Source organism: Bradyrhizobium sp. WSM4872 (assembly GCF_055811715.1).
Genome location: NZ_JBVVPT010000010.1, coordinates 92780 through 108976 on the forward strand (window position 1 = coordinate 92780; position 16197 = coordinate 108976).

Here is a 16197-nt window from a genome sequence, read left to right on the forward strand (position 1 = left end):
CAGACACGCATTCGTTTTCTGCGAGTTAAAGATTTCCGCCACTATGTGTGGCTATATTGATTGCCAAAATCGGCCCGCAAATGCAGCCACTTTCAGCCGTCATTTGAGACCATTTCAGCCAAACTGTTGTTGATTTCTTTGCAGGGGCAGGGACCCTCAGTTGGAGCCCTGCAATGTTCAAGTCGGTTCTTTCCGCGTGTTTCTTCGTTGCCTTTAGTTTCGTCGCTTCCGAAGCACGGCCTTATCGCATTCATCAAGCACCCGAATGCAACGTGACGATGCCCTGCGACTTCTCGTATTCGCAAATGCGTCGTGAGCGGACGTCCAGGTCCTTCCTAACGCCCGGGTCCTCACTCCAATCCTATCGCGCGACGCAACTGACAGTGACCGACGCAGGCGGCGCCGCGACGGCGAGCCTCTCCGGCGCTCGCATCGTCGGTGGTCGTCCGGCAGGTTGCCCTTCCTCCTTCTGCGGCTGCGGCGCTGCTCTGCGCGTGTTCGGCCGTATCGTGCCGGAATTGAATCTCGCGTCGAACTGGCTGCGCTTCCCGCGGACATCACCCGCACCGGGAATGGTCGCAGCCCGACACGGACATGTGTTCGTCCTCGAGCAACACCTAAGCGGGGATATCTGGCTGGCGTACGACGCCAACTCGGGCGGACACGCGACGCGAATGCATGCGCGTTCATTGCGTGGCTACACGATCGTCAACCCGCGCGGCGGTTCGGTCGCTTGAGACGCGGGCCGGCAGGTGCGTTACGAGACCTGGTGCGCCATCGCGCGGAACACCTTGTCAACCCCGCACTGAAATAATATTCGTATTTACAGAAGTTCGGATAAGGCGTAGTTTGCGCGCATCCCGGCCTGCTACAAGGGCGTTTCGCGATCGTCACGAGACGCGGGCCGGGAGGCGGTGGCCGCGACTGCGTCGGCGCGCTGGGCAGGCTGCAGGGCGGGTTTTCCCGTGAGCAGCTGCACACGCGGTACGACACGGCGCTGACAGCCTCCTCGTTCGGTCTCGATGGCGAGCGCACGCCAGGCATCGAGGACAGGGGCGGGGAGGTGCGCGGACGGCAAAATCGTGTGGTCCTGACGCCCGGGGTCTGTGCGTCAAGTCTTGTGGTGATGCTCTGCCCAACCGGGTCAGCACATCAGCCATCCGCAAGGCGACGGGGGCAATAGTGCATCGCTCCCCGGGGAGAGCGCGTCATAAGCCGTAAAACCATTCGCGCAGGGAAGGCCGGTTGCCGGCGTCACCTGTCGTCCACCCCGTGCGCGTCTTGCTCGCACACGGGACTACGGGTGCCAGCCGGCGCCCGGCCTTCCCTGCGCCCTTTCCTTCGAGAGGGTGCGAAGACAAGAGCAAAGCTCGGGCAAAATGAGCCGCGAGAATGCGAAAGTGTGCCTGCAAGCCGGGAACGGGAATTGGGTGATCGCGACGGGACGATAGAGCTACGCGCTCTCCGTCTCCCGGTGCACGTCGTGCACCACGAGGCCCATGCCTTCGTCGGGCATCTTGATCCAGTCGCGGCGCTTGAGGGTGCGCTTGGTGTCTTCGTAGCCGGAGGTCCAGTGCTCGCGCATCGAGGTGCCCGAGAATTCGTGGTCCTTGGCGTCGCCCTCGTAGGCCTTCTGCTGGTAGATCAGATGCAGGATCGCGATCTCCGGCATGTGGCGCAGGCTTGACTTGAGTTTGCGCTCCTCCTCGGAGAGCTGCTCGTCGGGCAGCTTGGCCAAGGCCTTGTAGAGCAGGACCTTGAGGTTGTGGGTTCGGCGGTAGACGTCGGTGTTGTGGCGGGTGCGCGAGGAATACATGATGTCCTTGTGGCGGGCCATCACGTCCTGGATCGAGCGCGGCAGCACGCCGCGTGCGCTGAACAGGTCGACCTGGAACACCAGCGAATTGAGCGCGTCTTCCTGGTCGAGCAGGTGCTGAAGCGGCGTGTTGGAGACGATGCCGCCGTCCCAGAAATGATCGGTGCCGATCCGTACCATCGGCAGTGCCGGGGGCAGGGCGCCGGAAGCCATGATGTGCTCCGGCTCGATCTCGTCATGGGAATTGTCGAAATAGATGAAATTGCCGGAGAGCACGTTGACGGCGCCGACCGCGAAGCGAACCTTCTTCTCGTTGATGAGGTCGAAGTCGACGAGCTCGAGCAGGCTCTCCTTCAGCGGCATCGTGTCGTAATAGCTGGTGGCGGTCCGGGCGCCGACCGGGCTCAGCCAGGGATTGACCTGATGCGGGCTGAAGAAGCCCGGTTGGCCCATCGCCGACGTCATCCACGCGCTGGTGAGATTGCGCCACTGGCGGAAGATGTCTCCGTCAGGCGTGTAGTGCCAGATCTTGCGGTTGGTGATGCGCTCCCAGAAGATGCGCAGCGCCTCGAGCCGCTTCTCCGGCTTGTTGCCTGCGATGATGGCGGAGTTGATCGCGCCGATCGAGACGCCACAGACCCAGTCGGGCTCGATGCCGGCCTCGTGCAGCGCCTGGTAGACGCCGGCCTGGTAGGCGCCGAGCGCGCCGCCACCTTGCAACACCAGCGCAACGCGGTCGCAGCGCTCGGGCCGCCAGCCTCGCGAGGGAGGCTGATGGGTCTGATGAGCCGGTTGCGACGTTCGGGCGTCCATGGTGTGCCTCCTGGCAAGCATGGAGATCATGCTTCAATGACAGAGGCCAAACGATTGCGTCGGGCGGTGACGGCGTGATGACATTCTGGCGCCGATGCATCGCTTGCATGCACCATGAGCGCCCTAAGAATGGCTGCGGTCGTGCGGATGACGGAAATCCTTCACATCGCAGTCAATGACGGCGGCTAGCAATCTGCATCGCCGCCTGACGCTGCCGGGCGGGCATCACATGAGCACCACGAGAGGAGACCGGCGATGCGCAGGGAAGATTTACTGAGGCTTCCATCCATGCCGGCGGCTGGGCCGAGCTATCCGGCGGGGCCCTATCGCTTCGTCAACCGCGAATTCCTCGTCATCACCTACGAGACCGATCCGGAGCTGATCCGCGCCGGCCTGCCTGAGCCGCTGGAGCCGATCGACCAGCCGATCGTGCATTACGAATGGATCAGGATGCCGGACTCGTCCGGCTTCGGCAGCTACACCGAGTCTGGCCTCGTCATCCCCGCGCGCCTGCACGGCGAGGAGGTCAACTTCGTCTCGCAGATGTATCTGGACGACGATCCGCCGATCGCAGCCGGCCGCGAGATATGGGGCTTTCCCAAGAAATACGCCCATCCCAAACTCGAGATCGTCAAGGACACGCTGACGGGCACGCTGGAATATGCCGGCCAGCTCGTCGCCATGGGCACGATGGGCTACAAGCACGAGAGCATGGCCGGCAACGGAGACCTGACCCGGGCGACGCTGTCGAAGACGCAGGTCAATCTGAAGATGACCCCCGGCGTCGACGGCCGCCTCGAGATCTGCCAGCTCGTCGCGATCAACCTCATCGACATCGTGCCGAAGGGCTCCTGGATGGGGCCCGGCCGGCTGCATCTGGTGCCGCATGTCAATGCCCCCGTAGCCGATTTCCCGGTCCGCCGCTGCCTCGGCGCGCATCATTACATCGCCGACCTGACGCTGCCGTTCGGCCGCGTCGTGCACGACTACATCAGGGAAGCCGAGTTGGCCACCACCGGGCTGGCCGCGGAGTAGGGCGTTATCATCAAACTGTAACAATGCCGTAATTGAGTACCCGCGAGGGTCCGGAAGATGCCGTCAGCCATCTTGCGGAGCGGGGCGTTCGTTGACGGTTGGGGTTGGTCATGGCTGAGCCGGCTAAGCTTGTCAGCGCGATATCGGATTCCGTGCCTTGCATTCCCGGCCTGGTATGGGCATTCCGCCTCCACGGCGACGGCGGCGCCGAGGCGCTGCCGATCGACCAGCCGATCGAGTTCAGTCACGACGGCCGGCTCTGGCTGCATTTCAACCTCACGGACACGCGCGCACGGCCGTGGATCGCCGCGTCACAGCTGCCGCCGCTCGCGCGCGAGCTCTTGCTGTCCAGCGACACCTTCCAGCAGCTTCACGTCATCGACCACTGCGTCTACGGCGTATTCTCCGACCTCGTGCGCGAGATCGACAGCGCGACGGAGGAGACCGCGTTCCTGCGCTTCGCCATGACCGAGCGGCTCCTGATCAGCGGCCGCCATCAGGCGCTGTGCTCGGCGGATGCGACACGCCGGGTGCTCGAAGGCGGCTACCGCGTCGACAACGTCGCCCATCTCCTTGAAAAGATCGTCGACGAGGTCGCCGACACGCTTGATAGGATGGCCGACAAGCTCGGCCAGGAGATCGACGACATCGAGGAGCGGATTTTGGCCGACGACGCCAAGCCGGAGATGCGCCGCAATCTTGGCCGGCTGCGCCGGACCTGCGTCAGGCTGCATCGCCAGCTCACCGGCCTGCGTACGCTGTTCCATCGCCTCGACCAGAAGAACACCGACCACCTGTCGCCGGACCTGCGAATCCAGGCCGGCAAGCTGGCGCAGCGGCTGGACGGCCTCGACCACGATATCGTCGAGCTGCGCGAACGCAGCCGCCTGCTCGAGGAGGAGCTGCGTTTCAAGAACGAGGAGGAAAGCAACAACCACCTCCACACGCTCTCGATCGTAACCTCGCTGCTGCTGCCGCCGACGCTGATCACCGGTATCTTCGGCATGAACACCAAGGGCCTGCCGCTGACCGATGTCGAGAGCGGATTTTTCTGGGCGGCGCTCCTGATGGCCTCGTCGGTCGGTGCGGCCTATCTCTTCATGCGGCGTACCGGCATTTTCAAATAGCGTACGCCAACCGGTATCAGCCGTGATCGCGAGTGCACATCAATTTTCGCTGCGAAATGCGGCCGCGATTGTGCTGGCCTCGACAGTGGCGAGCACCGGCGCGCTCGCCGGCGCCAAGGACGAGAGCTCGGCGGAGTGGCTGGCTCCAAGATGGTTCAACGCGTGGCATGACGGCCTCGCCAACAAGGGCCTGAATTTCGGCGCCACCTACATCGCCGACAACATCGGCAATGTGTCGGGCGGCGTTAAGCGCGGCGCCATCCATTTCGGCCGGCTCGATCTGTCGGTCGATGCCGATCTCGACAAGCTGGTCGGCTGGACCGGCGGCCGCTTTTACGCCAATGCCTTCGTGATCTACGGGCGAGGTCTGAGCCGCAACTACGTCATGAATCTCGCCACCATCAGTGAGATCGAGGCGCTGCCGGACCAGCGCCTCTACAATGCCTATTTCGAGCAGAGCTTCTTCAATGACAGGCTGAACATCAGGGCCGGCCAGCAGGCCGCCGATGTCGAGTTCTTCGACAGCCAGACCGACGACCTCTTCATCAACGGCACGTTCGGCTGGCCCGCGATCAAGGCATCCAACCTTCCGGCCGGCGGCCCGGCACCGCCGATCGCGGTGCCCGGCATTCGCATCAAGGCCGCGCTGGCGGATCAGATCACGGCGTTCGGTGCTGTCTTCAACGGCGATCCGTCAGGACCTGGCGATGCAGATCCGCAGCTTCGCGACCATCATGGTCTCGCCTTTCGCGTCAACGACCCGCCGTGGGTGATCGGGCAGGTTCGCTTCAACTACGCCATCGATATCGGCGGCCGTCCGCTCGCCGGCAATGTCACGCCGGGTGCCTGGAAGCATTATGGCTCCTTCGACAGCCAGCGCTTCGCCGCGGATGGGCGGTCGATCGCCGATCGCGACGGCAGCGGCATTCCGGCAAAGCTTCGCGGCAACTACGGAGTCTTTGCCGTCATCGAGCAGGTGCTCTATCGCCCGCCGGAGGTCAAGGACAACAGCACGTCGGCCTCGATCCCAGGCGTCACCGCGTTCGGCCGCATCGCCTACAGCCCACCGGACCGCAACCTGATCGATCTCTATCTCGACGGCGGCATCGGCTTTGTCGGCTTCGTCCCGGGCCGTTCGCTCGACCGCTTTGGCGTGGCCGCGGCCTACATGCGCATCTCGAACACTGCGCGCAACCTCGATCTCGACACGCAATCCTTCACGGGCGTCCAAAGTCCCGTGCGCAGCAACGAGACGCTGATCGAGATGATCTACGAGGCGCATATCAAGCCGGGCTGGCTGATTGCGCCTTATTTCCAATACGTGTTCCGCCCCTCGGGCGGCATCCCGAACCCGAACGACCCGACGGGAGTTTCGCGGATCGGTGACGCCGCGGTCTTCGGCGTCACCACCACGATCAGATACTAAGCCATCGCGGCTTGCGGCTTTGGCTTCGGTTGTCGCGACAGTGTCAGCACGATCAGCGAGGCGAACACGCAGAGCGCGCCGGCGATGAAGAAGGCGGGCAGGTAGCTCTGATAGACCGTCCGCGAGAAACCGGCGCCGAAGGCGGCGGTGCCGGCGCCGAGCTGGTGGCCGGCAAAGATCCAGCCGAACACCAGATTGGCGCGCTCGGGTCCGAATTTCTGCGCGGTGAGGCGCACCGTGGGCGGCACGGTCGCGATCCAGTCGAGGCCGTAGAACATCGCAAAGATCGAGAGCCCATAGAACGAGAAATCGCTGAAGGGGAGGAAGATCAGCGAGAGCCCGCGCAGGCCGTAATACCAGAACAGCAGATAGCGGTTGTCGTAGCGGTCCGACAGCCAGCCCGACATGATGGTGCCGAAGAAATCGAAGATGCCCATCGCAGCCAGCAGGCCCGCGGCCTGCACCTGGGGGATGCCGAAATCGAGGCACATCGGAATCAGATGTACCTGCACGAGGCCATTGGTGGATGCGCCGCAGACGAAGAAGGTCGCGAACAGAACCCAGAACGCGCTGCTCTTCGAGGCGTCGCGTAGCGTGCCGAGCGCCACGCCGGTGATCGAGCCGTGGCTCACGGGCGGCGCGGGCAGGGGCTCTGCGCCTTCGTCGCCGAAGGGGCGCAGGCCGACGTCGCTCGGGCGGTCGCGCATCGCGAGCAGCACCGCGAGGGCGGAAACACCAAGCGCGATGCAGACGAAGCCGAGCGCAACCCGCCAGCCGAAACGTTCGGTGAGGCTTGCCAGCAGCGGCAGGAACACCAGCTGGCCGGTGGCGACGCTCGCGGTCATGATGCCGACGACGAGGCCGCGCCGCGCCGCGAACCAGCGCGTCGCGATGGTGGCGCCCAGCACCAGCGCAGTCATGCCGGTGCCGATCCCGATCACCACACCCCACAGCGCCACGAGCTGCCAGACCTCGGTCATGCCGAGCGAGAGCACCAGCGCCGAGACGACGATGAGCTGTGCGGTCAGGGTGACGTTGCGCAGGCCGTAGCGGTTGAGCAGGGCAGCCGCGAACGGCGCCATCAGCCCGAACAGGATGAAGCGGATTGACAGCGCGGAGGAGATCTCCGCCGTGCTCCAGCCGAACTCCTTCTGAAGCGGAACGATGAACACGCCGGGCGCGCCGACCGTGCCGGCGCTGATCAGCGCGGTGAGGAAGGTCACGCCGACCATCACCCAGCCGTAGTGGATATTGCGGCGGCCGAGTGTTGCCGCGAGCCAGCTCGAGATCATTGGGCCTCAATCTTGATGGGCAGGATTTGAAACACCTGCGCGAGTTTGCAGAATGGCACGGGACGCGTCTGTCTGAAATGACAGAGTTCCCTCATTTCCGGACGTTTACGTCAGTGCTTCAGGCGCTCCACCGCGATCGCAGTGGCTTCGCCGCCGCCGATGCAGAGCGCCGCTACGCCGCGTTTGAGGTTTCGCGCCTCGAGCGCATGCAGCAGCGTCACGATCAGCCGTGCGCCGGTGGCGCCGATCGGATGGCCGAGCGCGCAGGCGCCGCCGTTGATGTTGAGCTTGTCACGGGAAATTCCGAGATCGCGCTGCGCCGCCATCGCCACCACGGCGAAGGCTTCGTTGATCTCGAACAGATCGACATCGCCGGCACTCCAGCCGACTTTGTCCAAGAGTTTGCGGATCGCCGGGATCGGCGCCGTGGTGAACCATTGCGGTTCCTGGCTGTGGGTGGCGTGGCCCTTGATCACGGCGAGAGCCGGCAGGCCGCTGCGATCGGCGAGCGAGCGCTTGGTCAGCACCAACGCAGCGGCGCCATCGGCGTTGGCGGAGGAGGCCGCCGGCGTGATGGTGCCGTTGGCGCGGAACGCCGGCTTCAGCCCGGGGATTTTTGCGGGATCGACCTTCAGCGGATGCTCGTCATTGGCGACGGTGCGGGGACCTGCCTTCTCGCTCAGCGTGATCGGCGCGATCTCGGCCTTGAACGCACCGCCCTCGACCGCCTTGCGCGCACGGCTCAACGTTTCCATCGCATAGGCGTCCTGGTCCTTGCGGGTGAATTGATAGGCCTCTGCCGTCGCCTCGCCGAAATCGCCCATGGAGCGGCCGGTCTCGTAGGCATCTTCCAGCCCGTCCATCATCATGTGGTCGATGATGCGGTCATGGCCGGCGCGGTAGCCGCCGCGCGCCTTCGCCAGCAGATACGGCGCATTGCTCATGCTCTCCATGCCGCCGGAGACGACGATCTCGGCCGAGCCGGCGCGAATGATGTCGTGCGCCAGCATGGTCGCTTTCATGCCGGAGCCGCAGACCTTGTTCACGGTGGTCGCCCCAGTGGCGTCGGGCAGGCCGGCGGCACGCGCAGCCTGGCGCGCCGGGGCCTGGCCCTGGCCGGCGGGAAGGACGCAGCCCATGAAGACCTCGTCGACCTTCTCCGGCGCAACCTTGGCACGCTCGAGTGCCGCGCCGATCACGTGCGAACCGAGCTTGTGTGCGGGAAGCGGCGACAGCTCGCCCATGAAGCGGCCGAGCGGGCTACGGACGGCGGAGACGATGACGACGGGATCGGCGGCTTCTGCCATGGGGGAGACTCCCTACGATGTCGGACATGTAAGATTATGATCATCATATGATGCGGCGCAAAAAATGCAACTGCGTCCGGCATGAGAAAATCTTGTGGTTCGCATGAGATTTGGTCGTGCGAGCCGAAGAGTTGTCCCACAACTTGCTGTCATCGCCCGCGCAAGCGGGCGATCCAGTACGCCCAGGCGGTTGTGATTGAACCGATGGCGCGCGGAGTACTGGATGCCCGGCCTGCGCCGGGCATGACACCGTTGCTGGTGGCCCTATCGCTTCCGATTCACAAACGCGCCCATCAGCCGCGTCGGCTCGTCGGTCAGGAACGACTCGCCAAAGACCTTGACGCTCAGATTCACCGACTCCGTGAGCGGCAGTTCCTCCCACTGCCGCAGCAATGCCTTCTGCGACCGCAGCGCCTCGGGGCCGCATTCGAGCAGTGCCGTCACGAGATGCTCGACCTCGGCATCGAGCCCGCCCTCCGGCGCGACCTTGTCGACCAATCCCCAGGCCAGTGCCGTCGGCGCGTCGATGTTCTCCGCGGTCATCACCAGCCAGCGCGCGCGGGCCCAGCCGATCAGACGCGGCAGCAGCGCGGCATGGATCACCGAGGGAATGCCGACGCGCACCTCCGGCATGCCGAAATGCGCATCATGGGCGGCGATCCGGAAATCGCAGGCGGCAGCGACTTCGAGCCCGCCGCCGAGGCACCAGCCGGGCATGCGCGCGATCATCGGGGCCGGAAAGGCGCGCACCACCTCGCAGAGGTCGCGCAGGCGGCTGATGAAGGCTTCGGCGGACTTCTGGTCGAGCCCGGCCATCTCCTTGATATCGGCACCGCCGATCATGCTCTTCTCGCTCTGGCCGCGCAGCACCACAACCCGGATGCTGCGGTCCGACGAGAGCTGCTGCAAGCCTTCGCGCACCGCTTCGGTGACGGGCGAGCCCAAAATGTTCAGCGAGCCGGCGTTGCAGATCGCGACATGAACGACGCCGCGCGCATCGCGCGTCACGCCGCAGTGGTTGTTGAGCATTTCCATGGTGGCATCTCGAAGGTTTCGTGGACTTGCGCGAGGGCGCGCCTGTCGGGATCACTTCCGGGCCGAAACGCCCGGCTTGTCAAGCGGGCGAGGAGGCAGTTGCCAGCGCGAAGTCCGCAGAATAGTATGATGGAAATCATACAAAGAGGCCGCGATGACCAACGTCGATCAACTCGACCTGTTTTCGCCCGCGCAGCGGCGCGAGCGGCTGGTGGAGTGGCAGGTGCCTGCGCCAGTGGCGAAAGTGGCGATGGGCCTGTCAGGCATGGATGCGATGCTGGGCATCCGCGACGGACGGTTGCCGCCGCCACCTTTTGCCAAGCTGATCGGCTTCGTCATGGCCGTGGTCGAGCCGGGCCGGATCGTCATGGAACTCGAGCCGCGCGAGGATCTCGAGAACACCATCGGGCTCCTGCACGGAGCCACAGCCGCCGCGCTGATCGACACCGCGATGGGATGTGCGATCTCGACCAGGCTGGAGTCCGGGCAGGGCTCCGTCACCCTCGATCTGAAAATGGCCTTCCTGCGACCGCTCTCGGTCCGGTCCGGGCTGATCGCCGCCGAAGGCAAGGTGATCAAGCTGGGACGCCAGACCAGCTACACCGAGGGCTTCGTCCGCGATGGTAAGGGGGCACTTGCGGTGCACGCAACGGCGACCTTTTCCATGATCGGCAACAATTTTACCGGGAATTAATGCGCCGTCAGGCCGATATCCGTGTTATTAGATGACCTCCGACATCCAATGAGATCCGCATGCGCTATTCCCGGGAACACAAGCAGGAAACCCACGACCGTATCGTGAAGAAGGCCTCCGTGCGGCTGCGCGAAAAGGGCGCCCACGGCATTGGCGTCGCCGATCTCATGAAGGAAGCGGGCCTCACCCATGGCGGCTTCTACGCCCATTTCGACTCGCGTGAGGCGCTGGTGATCGAGGCCTTCGACTACGCCATGAATCGCTCGATGGAGCACTGGCGCAAGCAGTCCGATCAGGTCGCGCCGGAAAAGCAGCTTCCCCAGATCGTCGAGACCTATCTCTCGACGGTGCATCGCGACAACCCCGGTCACGGTTGCTCGATCCCTGCGCTCGGCGCCGAGATCGCCCGGGAGAGCCCGAAGACGCGAAAGGCCTTTGCCGGCAAGCTCGACGAGATGATCGAGATGATCACGGACTTCATCCCGAATCTGCCGCGCAAGGCTGCGCGCAAGCAGGCGATCGCGACCCTGGCGACCATGGCCGGCACCATGTTGCTGGCGCGCATTGCCGGCTCGAGCGAGCTGTCGGACGAGGTGCTGAAGACGGGCAAGGACAGCGCGCTGGACGGCGCGCGGCGTGAGCCGAAGGCAACGGTGGCGAAGAAGCCGAAGCAGAGCTAGGCCGAGGTGCCGTTGAACGCGTATGGTGGGTTAGCCGAAGGCGTAACCCACCATGCTTTGGTGAGCGCTGGACGAAGTTGGTGGGTTACGCCGAGCAGATGCGCTTTGCGCATCTGCAGGGCTAACCCACCCTACGAAGTCCGCCCCGCAAACAGCGCCCGCTCGCGCTCCACGATCTCGGAAATATAATCCGCCACCGCGCGAATCCGCGCCAGATCTTTGCTGTCGGCGTGCATCAGCATCCAGAAGGTGCGGGTGATCGAGACCTCTTCCGCCAGCACCGCAATCAGCTGCGGATAGTCGGCCGCCATGAAGTGCGGCAGCACGGCGATACCGAAGCCTGCGAGCGTGGCATTGAGTTGCGCGATCAGATTGGCGCTGCGCAAGCGCGCGGAGATCTTCGGCGACACCTGCGGCAGATAGTCGAGCTCGGGCGTGAACAAGAGCTCCTCGATATAGCCGACGAAACGATGTTGCGGCAGGACCTCACGCGAGGTGATTTTCGGGAAGCGGTCGAGATAGTTGGGTGCGGCATAGAGTCCGAGTCGGTAGTCGAGCAGCTTGCGGCCGACGATGCGCCCTTCCTTCGGCATGGTGAGGCTGATGGCGATATCGGCCTCGCGCTTGGAGAGGCTGAACAGCCGCGCGGTGGCCACAAGTTGCAGGTCGAGATCGGGATACCGGTCCGCGAACGGCGCCAGTCGCGGCGCCAGGAACGCGGTCCCAAAGCCGTCGGGGGCGCCGATCCGTACCGTGCCGGTCAGCCGCGCCACGGAGCCACCGACCTGCTCCTGGTTGGCGACGATGGTCGATTCCATGGCTTCGGCGCTGTCGGCGACGCGCTGGCCGGCCTCTGTCAGCAGGTAGCCGGTCTTGCGCCGGTCAAAAAGCTTGGCCGAGAGGTGCTTCTCCAGCCGGTCGACACGGCGGATGACGGTGGCATGGTCGACGCCGAGCTGCTTTGCCGCAGCCGAGACCGAGCCGCCCCGCACGATGGCCAGCACGAAGCGGAAGTCGTCCCAGTCGATAGCGCCTTGATCCAGCATTTTCGCACATCTATGGTGCATTATCTCAGACTTGAATCCTATAAAATGCAGGTCGATAGGATTTGTCAAAGCGTTCAAGCTCGCCTCAAGGAGACCATTCCATGCGTTCAGTCGGACATTTCATTGGTGGCAAGGAGGTCAAGGGCACCTCGGGCCGCACCGCCGACGTTTTCGAGCCGATGACCGGTGACGTCCAGGCCAAGGTGGCGCTCGCGTCCAAGACCGAGGTCCGCGCTGCCGTGGAGAACGCCCGCGCCGCGCAGCCGGAATGGGCTGCGACCAACCCGCAGCGCCGCGCCCGCGTCATGATGAAGTTTGTCGAGCTGGTGCAGCGCGACTACGACAAGCTCGCCGAACTGCTCGCCCGCGAGCATGGCAAGACCGTTCCTGACGCCAAGGGCGACATCCAGCGCGGCCTCGAAGTCGCGGAATTCGCCTGCGGTATCCCGCATCTGATGAAGGGCGAATACACCGAAGGCGCCGGCCCCGGCATCGACATCTACTCGATGCGCCAGGCGCTCGGCGTCGTTGCCGGCATCACGCCGTTCAATTTCCCGGCGATGATCCCGATGTGGAAGTTCGCGCCCGCGATTGCCTGCGGCAACGCCTTCATCCTGAAGCCGTCGGAGCGCGATCCCGGCGTGCCGATGATGCTTGCCGAGCTGATGATCGAGGCGGGCCTGCCGGCCGGCATCCTCAATGTCGTCAACGGCGACAAGGAAGCGGTCGACGCCATCCTCGACGATCCCGATATCAAGGCCGTCGGTTTCGTCGGCTCCACGCCGATCGCGCAATACATCTACGAGCGCGCCGCGCAGACCGGCAAGCGCTGCCAGTGTTTTGGCGGCGCCAAGAACCACGCCATCATCATGCCCGACGCCGACATGGACCAGGCCGTCGACGCACTGATCGGCGCCGGCTATGGCTCGGCCGGCGAACGCTGCATGGCCGTGTCCGTCGCGGTCCCCGTCGGCAAGTCCACAGCCGACCGCTTGATGGAAAAGCTGGTCCCGCGCGTCGAGTCGCTCAAGATCGGCACTTCGATCGATCCCTCCGCCGATTACGGTCCGTTGGTGACGCGCGAGGCGGTCGAGAAGGTGAAGGGCTATATCGACATCGGCATCAAGGAAGGCGCGACGCTCGCCGTCGACGGTCGGGGCTTCAAGATGCAGGGCTACGAGAATGGCTTCTATCTCGGCGGCTCGCTGTTCGACAACGTCACCAAGGACATGCGGATCTATAAGGAAGAGATTTTTGGGCCTGTGCTCTCGGTCGTGCGTGCGCACGATTACAAGGAAGCGCTGGCGCTGCCGTCGGAGCATGATTACGGCAACGGCGTTGCGATCTTCACCCGCGACGGCGACGCCGCGCGCGACTTCGCGGCCAAGGTCAACGTCGGCATGGTCGGCATCAACGTGCCGATCCCGGTGCCGATCGCCTATTATACCTTCGGCGGTTGGAAGAAGTCGGGCTTCGGCGATCTCAACCAGCACGGCCCGGATTCGGTCCGCTTTTACACCAAGACCAAGACGGTGACCTCGCGCTGGCCGTCCGGCGTCAAGGAAGGCGCGGAGTTCTCGATCCCGCTGATGAAGTGATCCCGTCCGCCGTCATTGCGAGGAGCGCAGCGACGAAGCAATCCAGCATCTTTCCGCGGAGGCGGTCTGGATTGCTTCGCTTCGCTCGCAATGACGAGTAAAACATGAGCAGCCCATCATGCAGTTCGCTCTGAACGAGGATCAGATCGCGGTTCGCGAGATGGCGTTGGCGTTTGCGGCGGGAAAGATCGCGCCGCATGCGCTGCGTTGGGACGAGGAGAAGCATTTTCCCGTCGAGGTGATGCGCGAGGCAGCAGCGCTCGGCATGGGCGGCATCTACATCCGCGACGATGTCGGCGGCTCCGCCATGACGCGGTTCGACGCTGCGCTGATCTTCGAGGCGCTGGCGACCGGCTGTCCGACCACGTCGGCCTTCATCTCCATCCACAACATGGCGTCCTGGATGATCGATGCCTATGGCAGCGACACCCAGCGCCACACATGGTTGCCCAAGCTCTGCACCATGGAGCTGATTGCGAGCTACTGCCTGACGGAGCCCGGCGCCGGCTCGGACGCGGCAGCGCTCCGCACCCGTGCCGTGCGCGAGGGCGATCATTACGTCCTCAACGGCCAGAAGCAGTTCATCTCCGGCGCCGGCGGCACCGACCTGCTGGTCGCGATGGTGCGCACCGGTGGCGACGGTCCCGGCGGCATCTCGACGCTCGTGATTGACGGCAATACGCCGGGCGTCTCGTTCGGCGCCAACGAGCGCAAGATGGGCTGGAACGCGCAGCCGACCCGCGCCGTGATCTTCGAGAACGCACGCGTGCCGGTCGCCAATCGCTTGAGCGAGGAGGGCATTGGCTTCAAGATCGCGATGGCGGGCCTTGACGGCGGGCGTCTCAACATCACGGCCTGCTCGCTCGGCGGCGCGCAGACCGCACTCGACAAGGCGCGCGCCTACATGAAGGAGCGCAAGGCGTTTGGAAAGCGGCTCGACGAATTCCAGGCGCTGCAGTTTAAGCTAGCTGACATGGCGATCGAGTTAGAAGCTGCGCGCACCTTCTTGTGGCGGGCAGCGGCTGCACTCGACCGGAAAGATACGGACGCCACAATGCTCTGCGCGATGGCAAAACGCTTCGGCACCGACGTCGGCTTCGAGGTCGCCAACCAGTCGCTCCAGCTTCATGGCGGCTACGGCTATCTCAGCGAATACGGCATCGAGAAGATCGTGCGCGATTTGCGCGTGCACCAGATTCTCGAAGGCACCAATGAAATCATGCGGCTGATCGTGGCGCGCAAATTGATCGAGGGCGCCCGATGAGTGGTGTGGAGGAGGGCGATCTCGTCGCACGGGTCGAGGGCGCCGCCGGCATTATCAGGCTCAATCGTCCGAAGGCGATCAATGCCGTGACGCTGGAGATGTTTCGCGACATCGATAAGGCGCTCGACCGTTTTGAGGCCGATCCAGCCGTTGCCGTGATCGTGCTGGAAGGTGCCGGCGAGCGCGGCCTGTGCGCCGGCGGCGACATCCGCGCGCTCTGGGAGAGCTCCAAGGTCGACGGCGACCTCGGCAAGATCCTGTGGTGGGAAGAGTACATCCTCAACGCGCGGATCAAGAAATTCCCCAAACCCTATGTCGCCTTCATGGACGGCATCGTGATGGGCGGCGGCGTCGGGCTTTCGGCACATGCGAGCCATCGAATCGTGACTGACCGCACCAGGCTTGCGATGCCCGAGGTCGGGCTCGGTTTCTTCCCGGATGTGGGCGGCACCTTTCTATTGTCGCGCTCGCCCGGTGAGATCGGCACTTATTTCGGCCTGACCGGCCAGACCATGAACGGCCCCGACGCGATTCACGCGAAATTCGCCGACGCTGTGGTGCCGGCGGCCAAATGGCCGGGGCTGCGCGAGGCGCTGACCAAGGTTCGCCAGGGCGTGACCGCGGCCGATGTGAGCAAGCTCATCAACGGTTTTGCGACTGGAGAAGCCGCGGGACCGGTGGCTGCAAAAGAGCCGATCATCGATGCACTGTTCGGCTTCGACCGCATGGAAGACATCTTTGCCGCGCTCAAGCGCGACGGTTCCGAGTTCGCGCTGGCGACGTTGAAGACGCTCAACGAAAAATCGCCGCGTGGCATGGTGGTGACGCTCAAGCTGCTACGGCTCGCGCGTACCGCGTCGAGCCTGGAAGAGTGCCTGGTGCGCGAATATCGTGCCGCGCTGGAAGTCTTCCGCAGCGACGACTTTCGCGAAGGCGTGCGGGCCGCCGTGATCGACAAGGACCGCAATCCGACGTGGTCGCCGTCGCGGATCGAGGACGTCGCGCCGGAGATGCTTGCGCGGTATCTCGCCGAGATCGGCGCCGACGAATTGAAGTTCAACTAA

Annotated in this window: 14 protein-coding genes; 9 read left to right on the plus strand and 5 right to left on the minus strand. The window is 64.3% G+C overall.

Annotated features, from left to right (window positions below):
• Nucleotides 1-173 precede the first annotated feature (173 nt).
• Complete coding sequence (locus tag AC0L3C_RS16370; RefSeq protein ID WP_473257450.1) at nt 174-737, plus strand: hypothetical protein; 564 nt, start codon at nt 174-176, stop codon at nt 735-737.
• Nucleotides 738-1453: 716 nt separating this feature from the next.
• On the opposite strand, the gene AC0L3C_RS16375 is transcribed toward AC0L3C_RS16370, so the two are convergent.
• Nucleotides 1454-2629 carry a patatin-like phospholipase family protein gene (locus AC0L3C_RS16375; RefSeq protein WP_473257447.1) on the minus strand — a complete coding sequence of 392 codons (1176 nt, stop codon included), beginning with the start codon at nt 2627-2629 and terminating at the stop codon, nt 1454-1456.
• A gap of 255 nt (nt 2630-2884) precedes the next feature.
• Here AC0L3C_RS16375 and AC0L3C_RS16380 point away from each other — a divergent pair, with 255 nt between their 5' ends.
• The 3 genes from AC0L3C_RS16380 (at nt 2885) to AC0L3C_RS16390 (ending at nt 6217) form a co-directional block, all read left to right on the plus strand.
• The gene (locus tag AC0L3C_RS16380) at nt 2885-3664 is read left to right on the plus strand and encodes an acetoacetate decarboxylase (RefSeq protein WP_473408469.1); all 780 of its coding nucleotides are present in this window, start codon (nt 2885-2887) and stop codon (nt 3662-3664) included.
• Nucleotides 3665-3774: 110 nt separating this feature from the next.
• On the plus strand, nt 3775-4791 hold the full coding sequence (locus AC0L3C_RS16385; protein ID WP_473408470.1) for a transporter: 1017 nt from the start codon (nt 3775-3777) through the stop codon (nt 4789-4791).
• A 22-nt stretch (nt 4792-4813) separates the two neighbouring features.
• Nucleotides 4814-6217, plus strand: coding sequence for a carbohydrate porin (locus AC0L3C_RS16390; protein WP_473408471.1), 1404 nt, complete (start codon nt 4814-4816; stop codon nt 6215-6217).
• Here AC0L3C_RS16390 and AC0L3C_RS16395 read toward each other — a convergent pair.
• The 3 genes from AC0L3C_RS16395 to AC0L3C_RS16405 form a co-directional block, all read right to left on the minus strand.
• A complete protein-coding gene (locus tag AC0L3C_RS16395) occupies nt 6214-7509 on the minus strand; it encodes an MFS transporter (RefSeq protein ID WP_473408472.1) in 1296 nt (431 codons plus the stop codon). The two genes, AC0L3C_RS16390 and AC0L3C_RS16395, sit on opposite strands and share 4 nt — an antisense overlap.
• A gap of 110 nt (nt 7510-7619) precedes the next feature.
• Complete coding sequence (locus AC0L3C_RS16400) at nt 7620-8816, minus strand: acetyl-CoA C-acyltransferase (RefSeq protein WP_473280975.1); 1197 nt, start codon at nt 8814-8816, stop codon at nt 7620-7622.
• A 264-nt stretch (nt 8817-9080) separates the two neighbouring features.
• Entirely contained in the window at nt 9081-9851 is a 771-nt protein-coding gene (locus tag AC0L3C_RS16405) for an enoyl-CoA hydratase (protein ID WP_473408473.1), read from the minus strand.
• A 154-nt stretch (nt 9852-10005) separates the two neighbouring features.
• On the opposite strand from AC0L3C_RS16405, the gene AC0L3C_RS16410 reads away from it, so the two are divergent.
• Both AC0L3C_RS16410 and AC0L3C_RS16415 read left to right on the plus strand, forming a co-directional pair.
• Nucleotides 10006-10545, plus strand: coding sequence for a PaaI family thioesterase (locus AC0L3C_RS16410; RefSeq protein ID WP_473408474.1), 540 nt, complete (start codon nt 10006-10008; stop codon nt 10543-10545).
• Between the two features lie 59 nt (nt 10546-10604).
• Nucleotides 10605-11225, plus strand: a complete 621-nt coding sequence (locus tag AC0L3C_RS16415; protein ID WP_473408475.1) for a TetR/AcrR family transcriptional regulator — start codon at nt 10605-10607, stop codon at nt 11223-11225.
• Between the two features lie 131 nt (nt 11226-11356).
• On the opposite strand, the gene AC0L3C_RS16420 is transcribed toward AC0L3C_RS16415, so the two are convergent.
• Nucleotides 11357-12271 carry a LysR family transcriptional regulator gene (locus AC0L3C_RS16420; protein ID WP_473280968.1) on the minus strand — a complete coding sequence of 305 codons (915 nt, stop codon included), beginning with the start codon at nt 12269-12271 and terminating at the stop codon, nt 11357-11359.
• A gap of 101 nt (nt 12272-12372) precedes the next feature.
• Between AC0L3C_RS16420 and AC0L3C_RS16425 the strand changes: the two genes are divergently transcribed.
• The 3 genes from AC0L3C_RS16425 to AC0L3C_RS16435 all read left to right on the plus strand — a co-directional run bounded on the left by AC0L3C_RS16425 (nt 12373) and on the right by AC0L3C_RS16435 (nt 16197).
• Entirely contained in the window at nt 12373-13869 is a 1497-nt protein-coding gene (locus AC0L3C_RS16425; protein ID WP_473280966.1) for a CoA-acylating methylmalonate-semialdehyde dehydrogenase, read from the plus strand.
• Nucleotides 13870-13987: 118 nt separating this feature from the next.
• Entirely contained in the window at nt 13988-15133 is a 1146-nt protein-coding gene (locus tag AC0L3C_RS16430) for an isobutyryl-CoA dehydrogenase (RefSeq protein WP_473280964.1), read from the plus strand.
• A complete protein-coding gene (locus AC0L3C_RS16435) occupies nt 15130-16197 on the plus strand; it encodes an enoyl-CoA hydratase/isomerase family protein (RefSeq protein WP_473408476.1) in 1068 nt (355 codons plus the stop codon). Before AC0L3C_RS16430 ends, AC0L3C_RS16435 begins: the two co-directional genes overlap by 4 nt.

What these genes read in the sequence shown, in the direction of transcription:
- AC0L3C_RS16370 (WP_473257450.1), top strand. Translation starts at nt 174, where the DNA reads ATGTTCAAGTCGGTTCTTTCCGCGTGTTTCTTCGTTGCCTTTAGTTTC.
- AC0L3C_RS16375 (WP_473257447.1), bottom strand. Translation starts at nt 2,629, where the DNA reads ATGGACGCCCGAACGTCGCAACCGGCTCATCAGACCCATCAGCCTCCC.
- AC0L3C_RS16380 (WP_473408469.1), top strand. Translation starts at nt 2,885, where the DNA reads ATGCGCAGGGAAGATTTACTGAGGCTTCCATCCATGCCGGCGGCTGGG.
- AC0L3C_RS16385 (WP_473408470.1), top strand. Translation starts at nt 3,775, where the DNA reads ATGGCTGAGCCGGCTAAGCTTGTCAGCGCGATATCGGATTCCGTGCCT.
- AC0L3C_RS16395 (WP_473408472.1), bottom strand. Translation starts at nt 7,509, where the DNA reads ATGATCTCGAGCTGGCTCGCGGCAACACTCGGCCGCCGCAATATCCAC.
- AC0L3C_RS16400 (WP_473280975.1), bottom strand. Translation starts at nt 8,816, where the DNA reads ATGGCAGAAGCCGCCGATCCCGTCGTCATCGTCTCCGCCGTCCGTAGC.
- AC0L3C_RS16405 (WP_473408473.1), bottom strand. Translation starts at nt 9,851, where the DNA reads ATGGAAATGCTCAACAACCACTGCGGCGTGACGCGCGATGCGCGCGGC.
- AC0L3C_RS16410 (WP_473408474.1), top strand. Translation starts at nt 10,006, where the DNA reads ATGACCAACGTCGATCAACTCGACCTGTTTTCGCCCGCGCAGCGGCGC.
- AC0L3C_RS16415 (WP_473408475.1), top strand. Translation starts at nt 10,605, where the DNA reads ATGCGCTATTCCCGGGAACACAAGCAGGAAACCCACGACCGTATCGTG.
- AC0L3C_RS16420 (WP_473280968.1), bottom strand. Translation starts at nt 12,271, where the DNA reads ATGCTGGATCAAGGCGCTATCGACTGGGACGACTTCCGCTTCGTGCTG.
- AC0L3C_RS16425 (WP_473280966.1), top strand. Translation starts at nt 12,373, where the DNA reads ATGCGTTCAGTCGGACATTTCATTGGTGGCAAGGAGGTCAAGGGCACC.
- AC0L3C_RS16430 (WP_473280964.1), top strand. Translation starts at nt 13,988, where the DNA reads ATGCAGTTCGCTCTGAACGAGGATCAGATCGCGGTTCGCGAGATGGCG.
- AC0L3C_RS16435 (WP_473408476.1), top strand. Translation starts at nt 15,130, where the DNA reads ATGAGTGGTGTGGAGGAGGGCGATCTCGTCGCACGGGTCGAGGGCGCC.